The organism is Murdochiella vaginalis, from assembly GCF_902381775.1.
Taxonomy (GTDB): Bacteria; Bacillota; Clostridia; order Tissierellales; family Peptoniphilaceae; genus Murdochiella; species Murdochiella vaginalis.
Genome location: NZ_LR698969.1, coordinates 146,680 through 171,667 on the forward strand (window position 1 = coordinate 146,680; position 24,988 = coordinate 171,667).

The 24,988-nt window shown below is 48.4% G+C and carries 17 protein-coding genes; 9 read left to right on the forward strand and 8 right to left on the reverse strand.

Features of this window, described 5'->3' with window-relative positions:
• Positions 1-126: 126 nt before the first annotated feature.
• Both nhaC and FXY30_RS00615 read right to left on the reverse strand, forming a co-directional pair.
• Positions 127-1,662: a Na+/H+ antiporter NhaC gene (gene nhaC, locus FXY30_RS00610; RefSeq protein WP_071704902.1), complete on the reverse strand. Its 1,536-nt coding sequence runs from the start codon at positions 1,660-1,662 to the stop codon at positions 127-129.
• A gap of 223 nt (positions 1,663-1,885) precedes the next feature.
• Entirely contained in the window at positions 1,886-3,907 is a 2,022-nt protein-coding gene (locus FXY30_RS00615; protein ID WP_071704903.1) for a urocanate hydratase, read from the reverse strand.
• Between the two features lie 341 nt (positions 3,908-4,248).
• Here FXY30_RS00615 and hutI point away from each other — a divergent pair, with 341 nt between their 5' ends.
• From hutI to FXY30_RS00635, 4 genes are all read left to right on the forward strand, one after another.
• Complete coding sequence (gene hutI / locus FXY30_RS00620) at positions 4,249-5,517, forward strand: imidazolonepropionase (RefSeq protein WP_071704904.1); 1,269 nt, start codon at positions 4,249-4,251, stop codon at positions 5,515-5,517.
• A gap of 282 nt (positions 5,518-5,799) precedes the next feature.
• On the forward strand, positions 5,800-6,693 hold the full coding sequence (ftcD, locus tag FXY30_RS00625) for a glutamate formimidoyltransferase (RefSeq protein WP_071704905.1): 894 nt from the start codon (positions 5,800-5,802) through the stop codon (positions 6,691-6,693).
• A 3-nt stretch (positions 6,694-6,696) separates the two neighbouring features.
• Positions 6,697-8,373 carry a formate--tetrahydrofolate ligase gene (locus FXY30_RS00630; RefSeq protein ID WP_071704906.1) on the forward strand — a complete coding sequence of 559 codons (1,677 nt, stop codon included), beginning with the start codon at positions 6,697-6,699 and terminating at the stop codon, positions 8,371-8,373.
• A gap of 82 nt (positions 8,374-8,455) precedes the next feature.
• Positions 8,456-9,082 carry a cyclodeaminase/cyclohydrolase family protein gene (locus FXY30_RS00635; protein WP_071704907.1) on the forward strand — a complete coding sequence of 209 codons (627 nt, stop codon included), beginning with the start codon at positions 8,456-8,458 and terminating at the stop codon, positions 9,080-9,082.
• Positions 9,083-9,213: 131 nt separating this feature from the next.
• On the opposite strand, the gene FXY30_RS00640 is transcribed toward FXY30_RS00635, so the two are convergent.
• Both FXY30_RS00640 and FXY30_RS00645 read right to left on the reverse strand, forming a co-directional pair.
• Complete coding sequence (locus tag FXY30_RS00640; protein WP_071704908.1) at positions 9,214-9,846, reverse strand: DUF5067 domain-containing protein; 633 nt, start codon at positions 9,844-9,846, stop codon at positions 9,214-9,216.
• A 52-nt stretch (positions 9,847-9,898) separates the two neighbouring features.
• Positions 9,899-10,321, reverse strand: a complete 423-nt coding sequence (locus tag FXY30_RS00645) for a hypothetical protein (protein ID WP_071704909.1) — start codon at positions 10,319-10,321, stop codon at positions 9,899-9,901.
• 388 nt (positions 10,322-10,709) lie between these two features.
• Here FXY30_RS00645 and FXY30_RS00650 point away from each other — a divergent pair, with 388 nt between their 5' ends.
• The 4 genes from FXY30_RS00650 to FXY30_RS00665 all read left to right on the forward strand — a co-directional run bounded on the left by FXY30_RS00650 (position 10,710) and on the right by FXY30_RS00665 (position 16,654).
• A complete protein-coding gene (locus FXY30_RS00650) occupies positions 10,710-12,044 on the forward strand; it encodes an extracellular solute-binding protein (RefSeq protein WP_083428122.1) in 1,335 nt (444 codons plus the stop codon).
• A 12-nt stretch (positions 12,045-12,056) separates the two neighbouring features.
• Positions 12,057-13,709: a helix-turn-helix domain-containing protein gene (locus FXY30_RS00655; protein WP_071704910.1), complete on the forward strand. Its 1,653-nt coding sequence runs from the start codon at positions 12,057-12,059 to the stop codon at positions 13,707-13,709.
• A gap of 127 nt (positions 13,710-13,836) precedes the next feature.
• Positions 13,837-15,102, forward strand: coding sequence for an SHOCT domain-containing protein (locus FXY30_RS00660; protein WP_071704911.1), 1,266 nt, complete (start codon positions 13,837-13,839; stop codon positions 15,100-15,102).
• A 13-nt stretch (positions 15,103-15,115) separates the two neighbouring features.
• Positions 15,116-16,654, forward strand: a complete 1,539-nt coding sequence (locus FXY30_RS00665) for a TFIIB-type zinc ribbon-containing protein (protein WP_071704912.1) — start codon at positions 15,116-15,118, stop codon at positions 16,652-16,654.
• Positions 16,655-16,805: 151 nt separating this feature from the next.
• Here the strand turns inward: FXY30_RS00665 and FXY30_RS00670 are convergent, their stop codons facing one another.
• From FXY30_RS00670 to FXY30_RS00680, 3 genes are read right to left on the reverse strand one after another with little or no spacing between them, the layout of a single operon-like run.
• Positions 16,806-17,432, reverse strand: coding sequence for a response regulator transcription factor (locus FXY30_RS00670; RefSeq protein ID WP_071704913.1), 627 nt, complete (start codon positions 17,430-17,432; stop codon positions 16,806-16,808).
• Positions 17,422-18,690 (reverse strand): sensor histidine kinase, encoded by a 1,269-nt coding sequence (locus FXY30_RS00675; protein ID WP_071704914.1) that lies wholly within the window; start codon positions 18,688-18,690, stop codon positions 17,422-17,424. The genes FXY30_RS00670 and FXY30_RS00675 overlap by 11 nt, the downstream gene beginning before the upstream one ends.
• Positions 18,677-20,335: a hypothetical protein gene (locus tag FXY30_RS00680; RefSeq protein WP_071704915.1), complete on the reverse strand. Its 1,659-nt coding sequence runs from the start codon at positions 20,333-20,335 to the stop codon at positions 18,677-18,679. The genes FXY30_RS00675 and FXY30_RS00680 overlap by 14 nt, the downstream gene beginning before the upstream one ends.
• Positions 20,336-20,436: 101 nt before the next feature.
• Here FXY30_RS00680 and FXY30_RS00685 point away from each other — a divergent pair, with 101 nt between their 5' ends.
• A complete protein-coding gene (locus FXY30_RS00685) occupies positions 20,437-20,733 on the forward strand; it encodes a hypothetical protein (RefSeq protein ID WP_147659352.1) in 297 nt (98 codons plus the stop codon).
• 117 nt (positions 20,734-20,850) lie between these two features.
• Here the strand turns inward: FXY30_RS00685 and FXY30_RS00690 are convergent, their stop codons facing one another.
• On the reverse strand, positions 20,851-24,888 hold the full coding sequence (locus FXY30_RS00690) for a Cna B-type domain-containing protein (RefSeq protein WP_071704917.1): 4,038 nt from the start codon (positions 24,886-24,888) through the stop codon (positions 20,851-20,853).
• Positions 24,889-24,988: the final 100 nt, after the last annotated feature.

Sequence of the window (24,988 nt, forward strand, 5' to 3'; positions counted from 1 at the left end):
GCCCTTCGTAGAATGCGAAGGCGCGCCATGCTGTCAGCCTTAACGGCTCGGCACCAGGCGCGCCCTTGCATTTCTGTTCAAGATCTCCTCAAGAGAGTACGAATCTATTCAGGAGAGGAGTATTCCTTATTTTACGCGCGGAGCACGGCCAGCCTGGCGCATTTCTTCCAGCGCCTTGAGAGCTTTAGCATGTGCTTCTTCCGGTGCTTTCGCGACTTTGCCCTGACGGGTATGACCAAACAGGTTCGTGAAGGAACCGTCTGCCCAGAAAATGTTACGGCCAAAGAGCGAGGTGACCACAGCATAAATCGGGTTCAGCAGGTTGACGAACGCAAACGGGAAGTAGTAAAGCGGGTTTACGCCCAAGGTTCTCATCTGATACGCGCCGCAAGCCGTCCACGGGAACATAACAGCCCAAAGCGTACCGGCATCTTCCAACGTTCTCGAGAGCATGTTACGGCCTAAGCCGAGTTCATCATATTTATCAGCATAAAGCGGGGCCGGAACACCAATGCCCAAGAACTGGTCGCACATAGCGGCGTCGCAGAAAATCGAGGTGGCCATCGTGGTGAAGAGTAGGCCGGGGATGCTGTTGATTCTCTTCTTCAGCTTACCGAACAGACGCTCCACAATGCCGCAGCGCTCCAGAGCGCCACCGAAAGCAACCGCCAAAAGAATCAGGTTAACTGTCCACATCTGGTTGTTCATACCACCCTTTGCGAGCGCCTTGTCCAGGAACTCATTTCCGGTCTCAATGGTCGGGCCGTAGTGCAGGACGGAGAAGATGTTGCCCAGGGTGTCGCCGCCTTGGAAAATGAGAGCGAAGAGAACGCCGGTGGCAACGGAAATCAACACGCCGGGGAGTCCCGGGATCCGCAGTAAGCAAACCGCGATGATGACGAGAATCGGCAGCATAACCAGCGGGTTGGTGTTGAAGTGTTCGGCAATCGCCGTACGAATGCCTTCTGCAATCGAAGGATCATAGCCAGCAACCGAGCCGCTGGAGAAACCGATGAGGGTGTAAAGAATCAACGAAATAAGAAGTACCGGGAACGTGGTGGAAACCATAGCCGTAACGTGGTCAAACAGACCTGTCTCGGCAACGCCGGCAGCGAGGTTCGTCGTGTCCGACAACGGAGAGAATTTATCACCGACATACGCGCCGGAGATAACCATACCGGCGGTGATGGCCGGATTCATGCCTAAGCCTTCGCCGATGGTCATAAACGCAATACCGATGGTGGCGGTGGCGGTCCAAGAGGAGCCACAGGCCAAGCCGACGATGGAGACGAGGACGCAGCCTACCGGAAGGAAGAATTGCGGCGTCAAAAGATCCAAGCCGTAATAGATAACCGTAGGAATGGTGCCCGACATCATGAAGGACGAAACCAAAAGGCCGACGGTCAACAGGATCAAGATCGCTTCCAGCGTGGCGTCAATACGGTTCATAATGCCTTCCAACATATCTTGGAAAGTGTGACCACAAATAAATCCGATAATGCAAGTGACAACCAAAGCAACAACCAGGGGCATGTGTGCCGCGTCATACTGTTCGTCACTGAAGGCAAAAACATAAACCATCAAGCCGACCATGACGAGAATCGGGATAATTGCCTCAAAAACGCTTGGCAACCGCACTTCCCGTTTTGTAGTGGTGCTCATAAGCACTCCTTTCTTTTTCCCCGCAGGGATTTTTGGAATCGTTTGCGAACGTTTTCCACGTACGTTTACGATTTCCGTTGCTGAGGCAACGCCTCTCCGCTGCCAATTGGTAGCGGAGTCCGCCCCGCAAACGCGAGGCGGTTTGTCGCTGACCTACTCATTTATTCCTCAACAAGAAGGATTATATCGTGAAAAAGGAAACTTTTGGCAAAAGCGGTGGCACTTAGAACAGTTTCGCGACCGCAGCTTTCACTTTTTCCTCATCAGCAAGATACGGAATGGTAATGTGGGCATCCGGATGTTTCTTATTGAACGCTACGGCAACTTCCATGGCATGTTCGTTGCGTGCCCAGTTACGGCGGGCAACGCCACCAATAACATCCCAAGAGAGCGAGAGACGAATGATTTCATCGACGCGATCGGAACCGTCCAAAACGAGGCCGAAACCACCGTTGATCGCTTTGCCGATGCCGACGCCGCCGCCATTATGCAGAGCGATCAAGCTCATGCCGCGCGCAGCGTTTCCAGCGTACGTCTGAATCGCCATATCGGCGCAAACCTTGGATCCGTCGTAGATGTTTGAAGTCTCACGGAACGGCGAGTCGGTGCCGGAGACGTCATGATGGTCACGACCGATCATGACAGGGCCGATCTTGCCTTCACGAACCAGTTTGTTGAAGGCCAACGCGATATTCACACGACCTTCTTCATCCTGATAAAGGATGCGGGCCTGCGTACCGACAACGAGTTTGTTCTCTTCGGCATCGCGAATCCAGTTGTAGTTGTCGCGATCCTGATAGCGGCGATTCGGATCAATGGCATCCATCGCAGCATGGTCGGTGGCAACCAGGTCTTCATGTTTGCCGGAGAGGCATACCCAACGGAAAGGACCATAACCGTAGTCAAACAGCAGCGGTCCCATAATATCTTCTACGTAGCTCGGCCAGATAAAGCCTTCCTTATCATCCACGCCGTTCTTGGAAATTTCTTTGACGCCGGAATCGTAGATGGCTTTCATGAACGAGTTGCCGTAGTCGAAGAAGTAGGTTCCCTTCTCGGTGAGCTTTTTGATGATGGCAAAATGACGCGCCAACGTTTTGTCGACCAGTTTAATGAAGCCTTCATGGTCTTCTGCCAGCATGCGGGTGCGTTCTTCAAAGGAAATGCCTACCGGGCAGTAACCGCCGTCATACACATTGTGGCAGGAGGTCTGGTCGGAGAGCAGATCGATGTGCACGTTGTTTTCGTACATGTATTCCAACAGATCGACGATATTGCCATGGTAAGCAATGGACATGGCTTCCTTCTTCGCGAGGGATTCCTTTGCCATCTTGACGGCTTCTTCCGGCGTTTCCGCCAGCTTGGAGATCCATCCTTGCTCCAGTCGTGTCTCAATGCGGCTGATGTCTACTTCGGCGACGATGCCGACCGCATGCGCGATCTCGGCCGCTTTGCCCTGTGCGCCGCTCATGCCGCCCAAACCGGATGTAACGAAGAGTTTTCCGGACAGATCATCTTCAGCCGATAGGCCCAGCTTCAAGCGTCCGGCATTCAAAATCGTATTGAACGTGCCGTGGACAATGCCCTGGGGTCCGATGTACATCCAACCGCCGGCTGTCATTTGTCCGTAATTGGTTACGCCCATCTCTTCCGCGATTTCCCAGTCTTCGTGGTTGTCATATTCACCAATCAATAAACCGTTGGTGATGACCACACGCGGCGAGTTTTTGCGGGATTTGAAGAGTCCCAGCGGATGACCGGATTCCATGACCAACGTCGTTTCATCCGTCAAATTTTCCAAATATTTTTTGATCAGGCGATACTGCATCCAGTCATGGCAGACGGAGCCGGTTTCACCGTAGGTAACCAATTCATAAGGATAGAGAGCTACTTCGAAGTCCAAGTTGTTGTCAATCATGACCTGGAAGGCTTTCCCTTCGAGGCATTTTCCCTTGTATTCGTCAATCGGTTTGCCATAGATGCGGCCTTCCGGACGGAAGCGATAACCGTAGATACGGCCGCGTGTCTTTAATTCTTCCAAAAATTCCGGAATCAATTGCTCATGGAATTTTTCCGGAATATAACGCAACGCGTTTTTCAGCGCAATCTCCGTTTGCGACTTCGTCAGACGGAAGCCGCGATCCGGCGCGCGCCGAATGCCCTCTTGAAATTTCGGCATTTCCGGAAGCTCATCCATTTCCAAACGAATGGTCATAGCCTCCTGAATTTGTTTGTTCTCCAACATGTTTTCCTCCTTCAATACCCTACCATCCTGCGAAATGGTTTTCATGTGTTGATATGCCCATCCTACGCAACCCTCGTCTCTATACAGTCTATGAATAGAGCGTTTTTCTTGGCAGCGTCTATTTTGAACCTGCAGGTCTTGAAAACACAAAGTCGTCGTCCTTTTGACGCCTAATAGACAAACTGAGAAAAAGGCGAAATGGGTATATTCGACAAAAAGCGGAGATTCGCTTCGGTAAAAGAGAAGCGGGAAAACGGCGTCCCTGTTTTCCTACGAACATTAAGTCTGATCACTATGCCCATCTGTTGTAAAGAATAGAAAGAAAAATATAAGGAGGAACTATGACGGCAACTTTAATTCTCACCCATTTTAATGAGCTTTTTTCCCCGCATGATCCAGGGCATCCCCTGCGCGGAAAAGAAATGAATGAAGCAACGGTACTGAAGGATGCCTATGTGGCCTTTCAAGGCGACAAAATTCTGGCCATCGGCGAAGGCGAAGTTCCCGCTGAACTCATCGGTCCGCAGACGAAAATAGAAGAACGCCGCGGCATGGTAGCCACCCCGGGCCTGATCGACTGCCACACCCATCTGGTTTATGGCGGCAGCCGTGAGCATGAGTTTTCCAAGAAGCTCAATGGCATGAGCTACCTCGATATTTTGGCAGAGGGCGGCGGTATTTTATCTACGTTAAAAGCGACGCGCGAATCTTCCTTTGACGAACTCTATGACAAGTCCAAAAAATTGCTGGAGCAAATGATGATCCATGGCGTAACTACCGTCGAAGCGAAAAGCGGCTACGGTCTGAATTGGGAAACGGAAAAGCGCCAGCTGGAAGTCGTCAAAAAGCTCAATGAAGATTTGCCGGTCGATTTGGTTTCCACTTTTATGGCGGCACACGTCATTCCGCCCGAATACAAAGAAAATCCGGATCCGCTGATCGATGACATCATCACAATGCTGCCGAAAGTAAAAGAAGAAAAGCTTGCCGAATTCGTTGACGTCTTCTGCGACGCGGGTGTTTACAGCGCTGCGCAGTCCAAGCGTCTGCTGGAAGCAGCAAAAAAGGAAGGCTTCTCGCTGCGCATTCATGCGGATGAAATTGAATCCATCGGCGGATCGGCTGTCGCTGCAGAAGTCGGCGCCACCAGTGCGGAGCACTTGATGGTCATCACCGATGAAGATATTCAAAAACTGGCCGATGCACACGTGATCGGCAATCTGTTGCCGGCAACGACCTTCTCTCTTATGGAGGACACCTATGCCCCGGCGCGCAAAATGATGAATGCCGGTATGGCCATCACCATCACCACGGACTCCAATCCCGGCTCCTGCCCGATGGCGAATTTACAGTTTGTCATGCAGCTCGGTTGTCTCTATCTGCGCATGACCCCCACGGAAGTCTATAATGCGGTTACCATCAACGCCGCCTATTCCGTGCATCGCGAGAAAACGGTAGGCTCTTTGGACAAAGGTAAAAATGCGGATCTTACTGTTTTTGCCGTTCCCAACCTGGATTATCTGCTGTACTATTTCGCAACGAATCATGCCGTAGAAGTCTATAAAAACGGACAATGCATCGTCAAAGATCGACAAATGGTTCGCGCATAACACTTGTGCACCTGCTTCGCTAACAAGAAAAAGGGTACAAAAATGACGAACGTCGAAATGAAACGCTATATTTGACGTTTCGTAGATTATGTTTGCTTATGATGATGCCAACGTCGGATGAATATGCGAAAAAGAAAATCGCTTTCATCGCCACTGTTACCCGATTAGAAGCCGTCAAAGGATCGTCAAATAAGGCATGGGCGATCCCCTCTACAGGAAAAATTCCGAACTTGATGTATCCGTTGCTCAGAACATAACTAATTGAAGGAGGAAAACCAGACCATGAAACGTGTAATGTGCATCCCGAACTATTCCGAAGGCCGTGACCTGGAAAAAGTGGAAAAAATTGCGGATTGCTTCCGTGCCAAAGAAGGCCTGAAGCTTGTCGATTACCAGCCGGATAAAGATCATAACCGTACGGTTGTGGAAGTCATCGGTGATCCGAAAGCGGTTATCAACGCGGTGATCGAGTCCGTTAAAGTAGCCAAAGAGCTCATCGATATGACCAAGCACACCGGCGGTCATCCGCGTATGGGTGCGGTTGACGTTGTTCCGTTCATTCCTATTACGGAATGCACCACCGAAGAATGCGTCGAGTACGCCAAGGAAGTCGGCAAAGCCATCGGCGAGCTGGGCATTCCTGTATATCTCTATGAAGATGCAGCTTCCAAGCCGGAGCGCAAGAACTTGGCCAAGGTTCGCAAGGGTCAGTATGAAGGCTTCTTCGAAAAGATCAAAGAAGACGGATGGGAGCCGGATTTCGGTCCCCGTGAAATGAATGTCAAGAGCGGTGCAACCGCTGTTGGTGCCCGTTTCCACCTCGTTGCTTTCAACGTCAATCTCAACACCGACAAGGTCGAGATTGCCGAAGCCATTGCGAAAAAAGTTCGTCACATCGGCGGCGGTCTGCGCTTTGTAAAAGCCATCGGTCTTCCGCTCGAAGAGCGTCATCAGACGCAGGTTTCGATGAACTTAGTCAATTACGAGAAGACCGCGATCTATCAGGCCATCGAAATGATCAAATCGGAAGCGGCTCGTTACGGCGTCAGCGTTTACGGTACGGAAGTCATCGGCATGGTTCCGCTGCAAGCATTGGTTGATTCTGCAGCCTACTATATGCAGATTGAGAATTTCCGCGCTGATCAGATCATTGAAACCCTGTTAATTGAGGAGTAAATCATGGCAGAAGTAAAAACCGATATTGAAATTGCCAATTCTGTAGAGATGCTTCCGATCGTGGACATCGCCAAAAAGGTAGGCTTGGAAGAGGACGATCTGGAGCTGTACGGAAAATATAAAGCAAAGATTACACATGACGCGATTCAGCGTTTCGCCAACAAAAAAGACGGCAAGCTGATCTTGGTTACTGCCATCACACCGACCCCCGCAGGCGAAGGAAAATCTACCTGCTCCATCGGCTTGACGATGGGTCTGAACAAAATCGGCAAAAATTCCGTTGTTGCTCTGCGTGAGCCTTCCCTCGGACCGGTATTCGGTGTCAAGGGCGGCGCAGCCGGCGGCGGCTATGCCCAGGTGGTGCCGATGGAAGACATCAACCTCCACTTTACGGGCGACCTGCACGCCATGACGGCGGCGAACAACCTTCTGTCTGCGCTTATTGACAACCATCTGCAACAAGGCAATGTCTTGAACATCGACGAGCGTCGCATCGTCTGGAAACGCGTCCTGGATATGAACGACCGCTCGCTGCGTAACGTCGTCATCGGTTTGGGCGGCAAAGCATCCGGTGTTCCCCGTGAAGATCACTTTATGATCACCGTGGCTTCCGAAGTTATGGCTGCGCTATGCCTTGCTTCCGGTCTGGAAGATCTGAAAGCGCGTCTGGCACGCATGATCGTTGCCTACAACAAGGAAGGCGCTCCGGTCACCGCAGGCGATCTGCATGCAGAGGGTGCCATGGCAATGCTTTTGGCGGACGCCATTAAGCCGAACCTCGTACAAACGCTGGAGCATACACCGGCGCTTATCCACGGCGGTCCGTTTGCGAACATTGCACACGGCTGTAACTCCCTCATCGCGACGAAGCTGGGCCTGAAGATGGCCGATTACCTCGTCACGGAGGCAGGCTTCGGTGCCGACCTCGGTGCAGAAAAATTCTTCGACATCAAATGCCGTCTTGGCGGCCTCAAGCCGAATGCAGTCGTCATTGTTGCCACGATTAAGGCGCTTAAGATGCATGGCGGCGTCGACAAGAAGGATCTGAAGGGTGAGAACGTAGAGGCCGTAAAGGCGGGCTTTGCGAACCTCGGTCGCCACATCAAGAATATGAAGGGCTTCGGGCTGCCGACTGTGGTCGCGCTCAACCGCTTCATCTTCGATACGGATGCCGAAATCAAGGCGTTGACGGATCTGTGTGCAGAATACGGCGTGGAACTTTCCCTGTCCGATGGCTGGGCAAAGGGCGGCGACGGCATGACCGATCTGGCTGAAAAGGTAGTCAAGGCGGCGGACCAAGAAAATAACTTCCATTACCTCTATGATGTGGAAGCCTCGATTCCGGAAAAATTGGACATCATCGTCAAAGACTACTACGGCGGTGGCAAAGTGACGCTGACCGCAGCGGCCAAGAAACAAATCAAAACGCTGGAAAAACTCGGACTCGACAAGATGCCGATCTGCATGGCGAAAACACAATTCTCGTTCTCGGATGATAAGAACGCAGTTGGTGCGCCGAGCGGATTTGAAATCACGGTGCAGAACGTGCGCGTATCTGCCGGTGCAGGCTTCATCGTTTGCGAGACGGGCGACATCATGGTTATGCCGGGTCTTCCTAAAGTTCCGGCTGCGGATCACATGGATGTCGATGAGCTCGGCAACATGACCGGCTTATTCTAACAACACGATAACGGCACCAGACTACGCCTCGAAGAAGAGTCTTCGGGGCGTGGCCCGGTTCACACAACAAAAAGGAGAAAATATGTTAAAAAATTTAACCGTTACCGAATTTATTGAGGAATTGGCTTCGGATTCTGCTGCTCCGGGCGGCGGCTCTATCGCTGCGCTCTCGGCTGCGCAAACTGCCGGATTATTTGCCATGGTCTGTGAACTGACCGTTGCGAACAAGAAATACGCAGATGCTAAGGAAGAGATGGAAGGATACATTCCGGAACTGAAGGAATACGAGAAATTCTTCATCGACGCGATTGATCATGACGCCAACTCGTTCAATGGCGTGATGGCAGCATTCAAAATGCCGAAGGAAACAGCCGAAGAAAAAGCTGCTCGCAGTGCCGCGATTCAAAAAGAATACAAGAATGCGGCGAATGTGCCTTTCACCACCGGCATTCAAGCCATGGAACTTCTCAAGTATGCCGAACCGCTGATCGTTCGCGGTAACCAGAACGCCATCACGGATGTCGGCGCCGGATTGCACTGCCTGCGCGCGGCGGTCGTCGTCGCTTTCTACAACGTCAAGATCAACTTAGGTTCGATCAAGGACGAAGCCTATGTGGCTGAGAAGCGTCGTGAAATGGACGAGGCGTTAAAGGATCTGGATTCGAAGATTTCTGCCTGCATTGCGAAAGTCGAAGCTGCGCTGGAATAATCGTCACGAATTCGACACTCCTCTAATCCGTTTAGAGAAAAAAAGAACCACCCTCCTTTTCCATAAAGGAGGGTGGTTCTTTGATTCTGCGCAGATTTCTCGCGCAGCGAAAAGGATAACTCCGCGATAGCTTATTTTGGAATATCGAGAGCATCCACGGTAACGGGTTCCAGTCCCTCTATGGGCATTTCGAACTCAAATTTATCCTTATCCGATAAGCCGCTGATGACTGCCTTGACCGGTGTTTTTTTGTCCTTGAGCTTATAGCAAAGGAAGAAGGTTCCCGTCTCCCCCGGTTCCACTTCGTTAAATTCATATTCCGTCAAGCTTTTGGTACTGTCTTTTGAAAGAAAAATCGTGCCCGGTTCATTTACTTGTTCCTTGCCCTGATAAAAATCATAGAAGAAGAGGAACAACGACGTTTTTGCTTCTTTCTCATTGTTGGTAAATTTCCAGGTCATCACGATATTGGTGTCGCCGTCGTAATCTTCCATCAAGCAGTACGAGGCCAACTCGAAATCATTGCCGTCAAGGGTATACTTGTCATTCAATGCCATAACCTTGGCTCCACCCTCATTGGCCTTCACTTCTTTTTTCCCGGTTTCCGCTGGCGCGCTTGAATCCGTATTTTCAGTAGGTGCCGCCGACCCGCTATCCTTCCCGCCTTTCTTTGCTCCCCCACAGCCGGCAAGAAGCGGAAGGAAAAGGGCGAAAACGAGCAACATCGCCAACATTGATCTCATCATTTTCCTATTCTTTTTCATTTTGTTCCTCCTTCACTTGTTGAGCATCCGTTTTCCTTGTTATGCATCCGCTTTATTTGCTAAGAGCCATTTTCTTCACTTGGCTCGCGCCGACGATATAGACCACCGGCAAAAGCAAGCCGATAACAATCGAGGTAATATCAAACTGATTTCCTGCCTTCATGTTCAGGACTTGGCCGATAACCGTGAGGATGACAACAATCACGCCTAAAATGATGCATGTGCCGGCTTTTTCCGGTTTTTTGCAGGCCCCTACGCCGACGATTCCGGCGATCAGCGTTAAAACACCGCTGGCCAGCGCGAATCCGGCAACCGCATACAGTAGTCCGACGGGGAGATCATCGCCGAATATGGAATGGAGCGCACCGACGCCGAGAAGCGAAACAATGCCCAAAATTGTTGCAATCGCACCACCGATGATCAACAAAATACTACTAACCTTTAACATTTTGATCCCATTGTTATTGTTTTCCATATACTTGCTCCTTTCGATTTATAGTTTTTTCTGCCGATAGAGAAGGGTTGTTTCTGCCATGAGGCGAATTGACGAAATTCGCAAGGCATGATACATTTTTTTTGGAAGGGGATGGAACTCTGTTTGTTGCCGGCGTAAACAGATTTTATGTACGGATGCAATCCGGTGACGGGAGCATCGCCCTTCGATTGTGTTGCAAAGAGTAACGTGTCTCCTCCTCGGTTGCTCTTCTACCAAAAGAATACAAGTTTCTAAAATTTTGAAACCGTCAATACCGTCAAATTCAATAGGAAAAGAAGAAAATAATAATTTTAATTTTCGTTTTTTTGTTGTTTTGACGGGAAAATCGATAGGTTTTAGGTAACAGCGATCTGCATAGGAGGTTCCCATGAAAAAATCGCATTCGTTATTCCTGTTCTGCTCCACGTTGCTGTTGCTTTTTCTCTTTACCGGTTGTACAAAAAACGCCACGCTGGATCCGAAACATCCGGTTACCTTGACCATGTGGCATGTTTACGGCGAGCAGGTGGATTCGCCGATGAACCGAATGATTGAAGAATTTAACCAGACGACCGGCCGAGAAAAAGGCATTCTCGTGAACGTCACCCTCATGTCCAACGCCTATGCGATCGGTGATAAACTCCTGAAAGCACAAGCCAATACGCCGGGCGTTCCCGATATGCCAGACTTGTTTTTCTGTCATATCACCAACGCAGAAAAGCTGGGCGCGGATACCTTGCTGGATTGGAAAGAACAATTCACCGAAGAAGAGCGTGAGCAATTCGTTCCCGCCTTCGTTGAAGATGGAATCATCGGTGAGAAATTGTCGATATTGCCGGTATCGAAGTCAACATATGTGCTTTATCTTGCCGGTGCGCCATTTGCGCGTTTTTCCGCTGCAACCGGCGTCCGCAAAGAAGATCTTTCCACCTGGGACGGTTTTTTTGACGCTGCCGAAAAATATTACAACTGGTCCGGCGGCAAGCCTTTCTGTGCCTTGGATTATCTGCTTCGCTGCGTAGATCTGGATGCGATGGAAAAAGGAGCAAGCAATTTCTACACGAAGGAAGGCTGGTACGATCTCGAGAACGCCCAATGGAAAGCATCCTTCATGCCTTTTGCCCGTGCGCTTTCCAAAGGCCATATTGTGGTATCCGATCTGTACTCCAACACGCAGGTCATGACCGGCGAGGTCATTGCCGGTATTGGCTCAACTGCGTCCATCCTGTATTACAACGATGCTATTACCTATCCGGACGGCAAGTCGGAGCCCATGGATCTGCAGGTGCTTCCGATGCCGAAAGCGGCAGGAAAAAAATTTCTGGTAACGCAAGCAGGAGTGGGACTCTGTGCACGGAAAACGACGGGACAGAAAACCGAAGCGGCCACCGTTTTCGCCAAATGGCTGACCGAAGCGGAACGCAACCTGAGCTTCTGTGTGGAAACCGGCTATATGCCTGTGCGAAAAGACGCATTTGCCAAAATAAAAGGCCATGCTTTCCCCTCCCAGGGATACCAAAATCTTTATAATACGTTGGAAACGATCAACGCAACGGCAACGGCCGTAAGAGAACCTACAAATGTCCATTACTACGACAAGGTACATGCGCTCTATGAGGCGCTAAAAAAGCAACAAGCGGGACTTGCCGGTAAAATGCACACGGAAGAAGAAGCACAAAAACGAGCCGAGGAAATCTGGGCGTTATTCTGCGCAATCCAGTAATTGAGGTATACGATGGTCAATTTATCTTCATTAAATCTACGCAGGCACAGCTTGCAGCGCAGACTTTTCTTGACCATGCTGGTCCTTTCCATGCTGCTGTTAAGTCTGTTTTTTGTGGGGTTGTATTTTGTTTTAGGCTATACCGACACCAAGCAACGCATGGATAAGAATCTGAACTTTCAACTGGATATCTTTGCGCGCGAAACGAGCTCGTATTACAAAAACTTAGCGACGATGAGCATTCTTCTCTCGAGGGAATCCGGCGGTATCGTCGAAAACTATCTTTCCGAAAATCACATTGCTTTTGACGATCTGAACAACTCCCAAGAGCATCTCGTTGACATCCAAAAACAGCTTTTTGATCCGCTTCGTCATAAGCTCTTCGAAGCGAATTGTACCGGTGCTTTTATTATGTTGCAAGCAACCGTAGACACGAAAAGTAATCACGCCGATGCTTCCCGTACCGGACTCTACCTCCAACGAGGAACGCTGGATGCATCCGACAATGATGTTCTTCTCTATCGCGGCTTCTCCTCGATCGGAAGGAATAAGGGCTATATGCCGCACCGAAAATGGCGGCTGGAGTTTGATACCGATTTATTCCCGAACTATGCCGATCTTTTGCAGCATGCCAAGGCTCCCTTGACCACGAATTTTTGTACCACCGAAATTTTTACCTTGCCGGGAACATCCGAAAAAGCCATGTTGATGGTGGTTCCTTTGCTTGGCTCCCATGGAGAAGTATATGGCATCTGTGGTTTAGAAGTGAATCAAAGCTACTTTAAGCAAGCCTTTGCGCAGCCCTCTCCCCTTAATCGGGCTACCTTTTGCCTCAGTAAAGGCAAGAGAGAATTTGTCGATGCGAAGGATTGTTTCAGTGCCGGCATCACAAGTGGATATTATTCGGCACCTTTAGGCTCCTTTGCGACGAAGCCCTTCGGACAGAGTCTGTCTTTGTACGAAAACGCCTCGTCCACGTCATATATTGGCGCATCGAAAGAAATCACGATTTTCCCGAAAAATGTCGATTTTACGCTGCATGTTCTCGTACCGAAACCGGACTATGACTATCTTGCCATACAAAATATGTTTCGCGTGGTATCTTTAATTGCCCTGTTTTTGCTTTTGGCGGCCGGACTTTGCATTTATTTCAGCACGGCGTATCTTATTCCGCTGAAAAAAAGCATTCAAAAGATTCAGCAGAAAACCTATATGGCAACAGACTCTTCCATTGCCGAAATCGACGACCTTTTCGTGTTTCTGGATGAAGAAAACCGGGCCAATGAAGAGCTTCTTGAAAACATGGAGCAGGAAAAGAAGCGCGCTGAAAAAGAACTTCAGAAAATGCAGGAAGAATACGACAAAATTACACAGAAAATTGAACGCCTTGCCTATTCGCGCAAAAACGAAATCGATCCCGCTGATTATGAAAACTTTAAAATCGGTTTCAAGCTGCTAACCAAAAGAGAGAAAGAAATTCTTCGGCTCTACATGGACGGAAAAGGCGTCAAAGAAATTATGGAAGAAGCGGATTTAAAGGAATCGACCGTGCGCTTTCATAACCGGAATATTTACAGCAAGCTGGGTGTGTATTCCCAAAAACAGCTTCTCCGTTGCATTGCCATCCTGGAACAGGAAGAGCAAAAAAATTCGCCGAATACCTAACGCCCACGAAGCAATATCACCCGTTTAGAGGATGTGGAAACGCGAAAAAGCCCCTATCATGAAGCTACCAGTGAACATGTGTCGTTCCATGCACAGTACGTTCATCGTAGCGAAAAGGAGGATGAATATGGGGTTTATTAAGGCTTTCACAGGCGCGTTGGGCGGAACCTTCGCCGATCAATGGTTGGACTTTTACCTTCCGGATGGCTCCATTCCGGCAACGGCGGCGATTTTCCCTGCAAAACCGCAGGGAACAAACCAAGGGCGCGGTTCCAATACCAAGGGCAATGCCAATATCATCAGTAACGGCAGTAAAATCATCGTTCCCGAAGGAACGGCGCTCATCACCATGCAGGATGGGCAAATTACCGGTATCGTTGCCGAAGCCGGCGGATTTATCTTCCGCTCGGACGATATCAATTCCCAAAGCATTTTTGCCGGCGACGGTCCGGTCGCTTCGCTGATCCAGTCCACATGGGAAAAAATTAAATTTGGCGGCCAGGTTGGCTCACAGCAACTGGCCTTTTACGTGAACCTAAAGGAAATCCCGAACAACCGCTTCGGTACACAAGGCGAAATCTATTGGGATGATGCCTTCTTCGGCACGCAGGTCGGTGCGGTCACGCGCGGCACCTACACCTTAAAAATTGTCGATCCGCTTTTATTCGTAAAGAATTTTGTTCCACAAAAATATTTGCTGGCGGATGCACCGGTGTTCGATTTTTCGGATATGGATAACGATGCCGCTTCCCAGCTGTTCAATGAAGTCGTGGGAAGCCTTTCCGCCGCCTTCTCGAACTATACCAATGATCCGAGTCGAGGCAACCGCATGAGCAAGATTCAAGGCGACCAGATCGGTTTTGCACAGTCGCTTTCCCTTGCCGTCGAAGAAGGTTTCCAATGGAAAACGGATAGAGGTCTTGTCATTGTAAAGACGGCCATACTTGCGATCGAATACGACGAAGACACCAAGAAGCTGATGTCGGATGTCAAGAAAGCGGATGCGCTTTCCGGCAGCCGCGGAAACGCGTTTTTCCAACAAGCTGCAGCAAGAGGATTGCAGTCGGCAGGTGAAAATGGCGGCGGCGCCAATATGGCCTTTATGGGCATGGGCATGAATGCGACCGGAAATATGATGTCCGGCACGCAACAGCCCAATACGCCAAGCTCCTATCAGCCCAATTTCGGCGCAGCACAAATGAATCAGGGCCAGCCGCAACAGGCTCCCTCCCAACAGCAAGCACAACCGCAGCAGCAAAATGCGCCGTCTCCGTCGAACCAGAGTCCGGAAGATCCGACGGAAAAATTGATTAAGATGAAGAAGCTTTTGGATGCCGGCGTCATCACGGAAGAAGAATTCAACAAAATGAAGTCCGACCTCCTGGGTCTGTAAAGAGAGGTGGTTTATGAATGCGGAAAATAAGGAAGAGAAAGTCATAAACACGCCAACCGCGCAAAAAGACGGACAGGTGAAATGTCCAAAATGTGGTTCCACCGATATTGAAACCAATACCAAAACGGGAAAACTGCGTTGCAATTTCTGTCGTCATGAATTCGAGTTGGAGCTTGCCCCGGAAGATCAAGATATCCGTACGTTGGAAGGCACGTCTTTGCGAAGCGGCGCACAGGATATCGACGAGAACAGCGAGGACATCATTACCCTGAAATGTGAGAGCTGCGGCGCGGAAGTCGTCATCGACACGAAAACATCCACGCAGGCGCGATGCCACTGGTGTCGCAACACGCTATCTCTGAACAATCAGATTCCCAACGGTGCCGTCCCGGACGTCATTCTGCCGTTTTCCGTCTCCAAAGAACAAGCGCAGGAAAAGATCAACGCCTTTGTGCAGAAGCGAAGATTTTTTGCTCATCCGCAATTCACGAAGGAATTTACGACCGAAAATATTTGCGGCGTCTATATGCCCTATATGCTGGTGGATGTGAATGCGCATATGCACCTTTCGGGCAAAGGGGAAATTGAAACTGCCACGCGAGAAGTCGGCGAAGAAGGCCATAAGCACATCGAATACGATGCGGATGTCTATCATGTGGAACGCGAGTTCGATATCTTTGTGGACGATCTTTCCATTGAGTCCAGCAGCGATAAACTGGATTATTCCTCCAAAGAAAAGACCACGAACATCATCAATGCGGTGATGCCTTTCGACACCGAAAATTGCGTCACGTTCAATTCCAACTATCTCAAGGGCTATACGTCCGAAAAACGTGACACCAATATCGGAACATTAAAAGAGGTTGTCGATGCACAAAGTTCCGACGTGGCAAGACTTGCGGCACAGGATAGCCTCGAACAATATGACCGTGGCGTCTGCTGGGAACATGAGGACTATGAAGTCAAGGGCGATTCCTGGAAAGCCGCCTATTTGCCGATTTGGCTCTACAGCTATATGCAAACCAAAGGCAAAAAGCATCAGCTGCACTATGTCGCCGTCAATGCCCGCACCGAAGAAACCATGGGAAGCGTCCCCATCAACTTTCAGAAGCTGTTACTCACTTCCTTCCTGGTGGAAATCGGCGGCGCCCTGTTGGCCTTTATCCTGAATATGGTTGCGATGATGGATATCTTCCATAACACGGATATTCAAGAATACCGCGAATATGCATGGCTGCTTTTGCTGTCGGGCCTTGTATTCTATTACACGATGTATCTGCGCTATCGCAATTCCAATCAGCGGCACCATTACGAAAAAGAAACGAAGCATGAGCTGTCCAACCTCGTTCAGGTGGACGATTTTCTGGAGAGTAAATATGGCCTGAATTACGCTCGCATCTTAGGCGAAAATAGCGAAGACTTGAAAGGCAATAAGCTGGATTTGACAAAGGATGCGAAGCTCAAAAAAGCGATCGAAAAAGGCGTTCTTGACGAAGCCATAGAAAACCAGAAGCGCTTAGAAGAAATGGATCGAAAAGACGCCGGCGAATAAGCTTCCGCTTCGGGACGACAACACGAAACGCACACGAAGCGAACCGAAAAAGCGCAGACCTACGCTTTTCTGTAGAAAAGGAGCCGTGGCAGGAAATCTCTCCCCGACCACGGCTCTTTTTATATGTCAAAAGATGTCGACATGCCAAATCTTACTCCTCTTCGATCACAAAGCCCGTGATACGCGATTGGATGGCGAGTTGTGTGCGACTGGAAAATCCCGTTTTTTCCAAGAGGTGCTTAATATGAGTCTTCACCGTATTGGGAGAAATATGCAATTTCTCCGCGATTTCCTCGTTCCCGGCACCTGTGGTAAGAAGGCGCAGCACCTCAATTTCGCGCGGGGTGAGATCGGTTGATTTGGTCAAGCCCAACTGTACCTGTGGCGTTTCCGACGGATAAATGGATTCCCCGGCTAATGTACGATCCATAATCTCCAGGATGTTTTTTTCCGACACCTCTTTGTACCAAAAACTGTCAATGCCGATTTTTTTTGCCCGTTCCATCCACGACACCTCGGGCATGCTGGTCACAGCAATAATCTTGATGTCCGGTCGCAACTGTTTTATTTTTTCCGCCGCATCGAGGCCGTTGGAGCCATCTTGCATGAGAATGTCCATGATGACCAGATCAATGGGACTTTTCAACACATAGGTGTCTGCAAACATTGCCGAATCAATCGAATATACCACTTCGTACTGGGGAGATTGCCGGATATACAGGGTAAAAAGCTCACGCGAGACGAATTGGTCATCAACGATCATAATTTTATAAGTCATTGCTTTCCCCTTTCGGCCAAGACAGTGCGAGTGCAAAAGACGGCGTCGTCGAGACGGACATTTCGCCGCCATAGAGCGTGATACGTTCCCGAATGTTTTTTAATCCGCCCTTTTCGCGGATGGGCGCGTTCGGTACCGTCCCGTCATTTCGAATCGTACAACGAGTCATCCCGTCCTCTTGCTCGAGCGTAATATCGATATTTTTTGCCGCTCCATGACGGATCGCATTATTCAACGCCTCATGTACGATATCCACAAAAACGGAGAGCTCCTTTTCTTCGGTAGGTAGCGCCCCTTGCAGATGCATCTCTACCCCGATTGCCTGAGCGGTGGACAATAGTTTTTCCCACGCCGTATATACTTTGGGCGGATCCGATTTTTCCTCCAACACCAATAGACTTTCCCGCCACAGCTGGAGCAGGCGGTCTCGGTCTTCCCGGCTTTTTTCTTTCTTTTCTAAGTAGTGTTTGCAATAAATCAACGATTGACCAATTTTATCATGGATATGGATTTTGGCCTGGAGGATTTCCTTTTGCCTCGTGTATTCGCTCACCCGCTTCTGGTAGTTTTTCAGATGCGCGTTACGCTGTTGAATTTCGACATTTTTCTTTTTTATCTCCTCATATAATGCCCATTCAAGCGTAATGTCGTAGGCCAAGGTTTCCTTCACATCCCCATGAAAAATCACCTGAATCAGCCAAATGTTTTGCTGGCTCTGAATCACCAGGGGATCGCGTTGCAGAATGGTTGCCCTCGGCTCGATTTGATTGGCCCGAATCGCCTCGGCACAGGCGACGTCATTGACAAGCCACTTTCCGAACACGGCATAGCTGATCTCTTGCATGGTGCGATTGACCAACAAGGGAGTTCCATCCAATCGCGAAAAGCACACGCCGTCCGGAAGATTATCCAAACTTTCCTTAATCGAATTTCTCCCGATTTCTTTTTTACGGTTCCGTTGAATCCACCGGATAAAAAGCATTTCCAGAAGGAAAAGGACGACAAGAAAAGCGATCAGGTACCGGACCGAAAGCGGCAAAAACCACCTGCCGAGGCGCATTTTATGGCTCCCGATCTCCGCTAAAACCTGTGCTGCCAAAAAGCAGGCGGAAAAGAGGAGGAGGCTGCCGAGAACGACACGGAAATTGGGCCGCATATCCATCATTTCAACGACAATTCGAATGCTGATCATCAGCAGAAAAAGACAGATAACAAAGAGAAGAGCGAGGGTTCCTTCCGGTACGCTATACAATGTCATGCGCTTCTCCTTCCACCGTAATCTGCCAGAAAGAATGCACGCCTTTCCGTTGCTCCTCCATGTGAACTACGACGCCATCTTCCCTCTCCGCAATCCGATCCCGGATGGAAAAATGCTTGGTTGTCTCCAATGCCATGGTCCATACCGGGCATTTTCCTTGTTGTTTCAGAGCAATCGACAGCGAAGAAAGAAACGGAAAATGAAGCTCCAGAATGGTTTGAAACACCTCGTACAGTCGTAAACACACCGCGGCATCCACAAGATCGTTGCTTTGCCACTGCAAATCGGTTGTAACGCCTCGTAATTGTAGGTAATGGAGCGATTCGGTAATGGCTAAACCGAGTTCGGCAAGAGAGAGCTGTTCTTTCGTTTTGGCCAATAAAAACAAATTGGAGTAGCGTTTGATATACACATTGTAAATGCAGGCGTCCTTCAGGGCATTTTCAAACACTTCTTCCTCTTCCGGCATATGGGCGATGATCTCTTCCAGACGGCGAAATTGCGGATTCAACTTAGCGTCAATCGCCGAGCGGATTTGCTTCTGTTCATCCAGTTTCGCCATTTTTTCCTTTAGTTTATTGTCCGCATCAAGAAGATCATTTTCGCTCATCATGTCCTCGTTTAACGCGAAAAGGCGGGTTTTTAAAGCGTTAAAATCCGTCAGATCTACAAACCAGAAAGATCTTCCACCCTGAATTTCTGCGCTTTCCAAAAGCGTATTGGCATCAAGAGACACCGGATGTGCCTTGGTCTCTATGAGCAGATCGCGGCTGACCGCAGGTCCTTTGTTGGGAGCAATCACTGTCTCCCCCTTTGCATTCATGATGCCGATATTGAGTGCGGACATTTTTAAAAAACGCCCATACCCTCTATTGGAAGGCAAAAGTCGCATAAACACCAACGCTTCAATGAATAAAAGAACCATTAAAATATTGAATTCCGCGCTTTTTACGAGCAGGCGGACGGGATAAAACGGTTTCCAATCGAAAACATAGAGCAATGTATAGAGCATCCACAAGGAGAGAATTCCTATCGGCAGCACAATCGGCCGGAATTGTTTTGTTGCAAAAGACGGAATGAGTGTATGGATAATTGTGGCGATCGCCAAAAGCAAGATGTAGAGAAGTACTAAATAAAATACCGGGCCGTATTGATGAGACCCTTTATCGGTCAGGGAAAACGCAAGACCGTGGAACGCATTTGTCAAAATCAGCAACACAAGAAGCTCTGTCGGAATCCACAACAGATTCCAACGCCTATTGATGCGTTCCTGTTCCGACTTGGAGATCAACAAGGAGGTAATAAATACGAGATGGACAATGTTGAGCGTGAAACAATAGTAGCCATAGCGAATATACTGTTTCGCCACCGGATTTTCCAACAAAATTTCGTACTTTACGGTCCGCAACGCCAAGTAGCCCATCAGCAGCAAGCTGATGCACTGAAAAAGGCGAATCGAAGACGTGCGCAATAAGCGATTCTCCATGTTCCGGCACCACAAGAAAACGATAAAGCCATACAGAGAGAAAATCACAACATGCACCGAAAAAGGAATCCCGTGAAAGGCATCCAAAAAATGCAAAGCGATCGCTGCGAATACGGAAAGAAGGGAAAGACAATAACTTAGCATCTCTTTACGATACATAGTTCCTCCTTTCGCGCGGATGGGCATAAAGCATGATGCGCTTAACAATGAGCTTTTCTTGCGCATAACTTTTCCTTTTGATTATAACAAGAAGTTTTTCGTTGTACTATTGGTGCCTTTCCGGCTGCTCCCCATCTCCTCCGTCTGGAGATTATTATTTGGTGCAGGGCGATCATACCTTTACGGCGGAATGGAAGGAAAATCCCGCAACTTCGGATCCGTCCTCGGCAAATCCGGTCACGCCGCATGATGCCTTAGCAGAGGCCGGAAGCACGACCAACAAAGAGAACGTTGCACCGAAAACGAATGATAACGCCATCTTTCTCGTCAGCGCCTTGACGTTCCTTGCGATCACCGGTGGAATGCGCTATATATGTAGAAAAGAGAACGAACAGTAGTCTTCCACTTTTAAGAAAGAAAAGCCGCTCGAATGCACTATGCATCGAGCGGTTTTTTTCTGTTCTTATTTTCCGAAGGCTTCTAAGCAGCTTGGCTCAAAAGTCCTCAACTCCACACTATTCTCTGCCCCTCTTTTTCAACGTCGCATAGGCTGCGATGCTTACGATACCCATGCCGCATAATGCCATTAGAAGTGTGATTTCTCCCGTTTTAGGTGCCTTGTTATTCTTTGCTTTATGCGTTTTCTTTGCGCTTTCATTCGTGGGCGAGACAGACGATTCAACCGGATTTTCCGAAAAACCCGGTTGTTCGGAAACGTCCGAAGAACTGGTCGCATTTTCGCTGTTGTCTGAAGGTTTCCACGGTCTAAATGTTTTTTCCGTATTGGTCACGATAAATCCGTCTTCGACGGTTCCCGTTATCGATACCATGAACCGCTTTCCATTGAGGCGGATTTGGTCATTTTCATTCACGCCGACTTCCTGAACGGAATAGGTGTAGGCTTTCCCCACTGCATCCGTTCGCTCCATGGATGGGAATTTCCCCATCCAGTTTTCTTCCGCTTTTAGTGTGAGCGTTTTGCCCGGCATGGGAACTCCATTTTGCAGCAGCTGCACGATCACTTCTTGAACCGGCGGCTTGACCATATCTTTACCATGACTATCCTTCCAGAACTTGGTGACCGGAATTTCCACTCCCTTATCAAGAATGGCGGCATTAAAAACAGCGTGCTTCATCAGGGGATTAAGGGTCTTCTCTGCTGTGGTTCCCACATTGTCGTTGATTGTCTTGACGTCGTTATCTTGTGTTTGTTTGTCCATAAACACATCACTGTTCCGCTTGATAAAGCGAACCGAATATTCTCCTCTTCGATAGACCTTAAAAGTGTACTTGCCGTTTGCATCCGTCTGTACACGATACGGTTGATCGTTTTCGTCAAGGGCCACATCGCCGGTTTTCTTGTCTATCAGCTCGACGGTACGATTGGCTACACCGTTCTCGTCTTTATCACGCAGGCCATTCTCGTTGTTATCATCGAAGACAATCCAGGAAACCTGATAGGTCGAAAACGTAACGTTCACCTTGTTGGCTTCCGCATAAAGTATGTTATCCGTAGACAGCGCACAAGTGTTAACCGTTAAAGCGCCGTCCGAAAGAGATGGGTTCATAGGAAGGAGAGCGGGTACAAGGACATTGAGCTCTGTTCTTGCAGGAATCTTTTCTCCTTTTTTCAATTGAAGGCAAAAGCTCTTGATATCGGAGGCCATCTTTCCCTGATTCAACACCTCTTCTTTCGTAAACCACTCCCCATCTCGCACACTCTCTAAATTTTCTCCTTGTTCAGCGAGTTGATAGGTTACAGCAAATTTCTTCATCGCTTCGCTATTCTCCGGGAGATCCTCCAAAAAGCCTGCAAGTTGAATCGGATATTCCGAATCTCGAGCAGGATATTGTCCATCTTTATCCGCAGCAATACTATGATCTCCAATATAGGGCAACACATCCAATGCCGAAGCCGAAAAGCAATCAGCATACGTATTATTAAAAATTTTGATATTGTAGAAGAATGCTTGGCCCATATCCACCGTAGCAAAGGTAGTTAAGCTCTGCGGATCAATTCCTGCCTGTTTAGTGACCAGCAATTCAGACGGTGGAATATAGTCAATCGTCGACCTTTGGGACATAAATTGCTCTTGGGTATCGCCATCCTCGTCCAGATCCAAAACATCCGTATAGCCCATTGCCGGAAGTTGTGGCTTAATCACATCATTGTTTTCATAGATGAGATAATAGTCCACAGTATTCATTCCGTTTTTTGCATACGGCGTGGCCGTAACCGTCGGCATCAACATCAGTGAACCGGAACTTACCACGCCCTCTTTTTTCGGATAAAAATCAGGAATGGAATATAGAAGAGCCTCTCTTCCGGTGTTTTTATAATTTGCAATTACCGTCGGTTCCCCGATGTTCTTACTGGCATAGTCCGCTAAACTCGTCTTATTTCCATAATGGAATTCCGGAGGAAGAAGAACAAGAATCTTGGTATTTTTAATGGGTTTGTCGATCCAGGGGCCCCAGTTCGCACCGAAAATGTCATAATTGGCTGACACATTAACCGGTAAGTTGACGTTGCTTCCTTGCACGTTATACGTTAACACCCTATTTTTTGCGCCATAAAACGACATAATCGGCTGAATCGGGCCTAAATACGTATAACCCCATTGCCTATTGTCCCTTGCTATCGGCTTTATCATCGGTTCTCCAGAAGGAGTATTATACACCGAACCACTACCTGTATATTGGTTCCAGTCCGCATAGGTTCCATTTTTGAAATATTCCCGCTCTTTCTGCGTGGGAAACGCTTGGGTGTAAAATTCAAGTAACGCATTGTCTAGGGTAATCGGTTGATCAAATTTCAGATTCAGCTGATAATACTCTCCTGCACGGTCATCAATGGTAACCGTTTCTTGATACTTCACATTCTTTGCCAACACCACTTCGGTGCCATCGCGTTTGACGCCATAGAGCGTGTTCGGCGTTTTGGTAAAGGAGGTCATTAAATCTTCCACTCTTTGCTTCTGTTGGTCTTCGCTATACGTAACGCCCGGCCAGCCAACAAAAGCAATGCGTTGCAAGGTAAATGACTTATAATACAGACGGTTGTCCTTTCCTTCATCATCCAGAAGAATATCGCGTATACACGTAATCGTTGATGCCTGTCCTCCTTCAGGATTCATCATCGTCGATCCGTTATTCCGATTATATACTTTTAACGTATAGGTCATCCCAAGATCGGTCATATCCCGCCCGCTACGATCATAAATACGATCGTTAACAATGGTATAATGTCCTTCCGTTAAAAAATAAGGAAAAGGGTCATTTTGTTTGCCCGTGAGATTGTCTTTGAAAACTATGAGATCCCCCGTAGACTTGAACTCGATGGGATGAAAGATAAACCGAGTGGATGACTCCGGTAGCTGTCTATTCTCCTCTCCTGCATTGACTACACACGTCATCGTCACTTCATATTCTTTATTAAAGGCCATGCTTTTTGCGAGAAAAGGAACATCAAAAGTGATGCCGGAGAGATTATTTCGCCATGCCCATGCTCCCCCTGCCTCGGGATTATTCACTTGGAAGGTTAGACGTTTGTTCGCTTTATCGAAAGAAGGATTAACGTAATACGCAATCTTTTCCATGGATGCGATATCCGGTTCCAATCCCTCGGGAAGAGACATCGTAAAGGAAAGATTCTTCGCTTTTTCTAATACATATTTCCCCGAATACTTCGTATGATCAATCGTTGCCGAAGCGACAAGAGAAAAGGGAAAACCTTGCTCACTCGTTGTCTTTTCCCCTTCATTACGCTGCACGTTATAGTGATATAGCGTTTTGTCTTGACTCGCATCAAGACGCCCATCTCTTGCCCACAACCATGTTCCATCATACTTTGCGAGGACTTTGCGCGCTTTATACGTTTGTGTTGCAGAATATAACGATGAACATAAAAGGGCATTCTCTAGAGAGGTTTTTGGATCGTCATTTTCCGGATCGGTAACGTTAGAAGCGTCAAGAATGGATGCTTTGACCGTAACGGTGTCGCCGTCATTCGCACTTTCTTTAAAGGAAAAAGGAAACGGAAACGTAAAACGGCTACCACCGGTGAATTCTGTAAACTTATAGAGGATATACCAGTTGTCTTCATCTTCGATGAAAAGAGACTGATAGGCGTTTTTTGAATCGATCTTCATCGGTTTTTCAATCGACTTCTTTTTTGGCACCTGAATCATGGCCCACGGATTATTTATCTTTTCCCCTGAGCCGGAAACCGTGATATCCATAGCAGCTTTAATCGATTCCCCAACATCGAATTTCGTCTGGTCATCAAGCGTATCCTGATCCGTAACGTGAACAACACGCAAAATGACCTTTAATGGAGAACCCGCTTCCTTTCTGGTTATTTCCACACCGGAGCCAGGCTCACCGGTCTTCGTTAATACGTTTCCTTCTTCTGCTACAGTCTTTCCCTCAAAGGGCAGATTTTGCGGTTTCGGATTATCCGCTAACACCCCTCCACCAATTGAAAAAATGGCCTGCAAAAAGAAAACCAAGGAAAGAAAAATAGACAAAAGACGTTGGCGATGACGTTTCATTTCTTACTCCTTTAAAATACACAGCAAATTCTTAGAAATACTCACGATTAGGATAACATACCTTACTAAAATTATCTCCTATCATTGGATAAGAGGACCG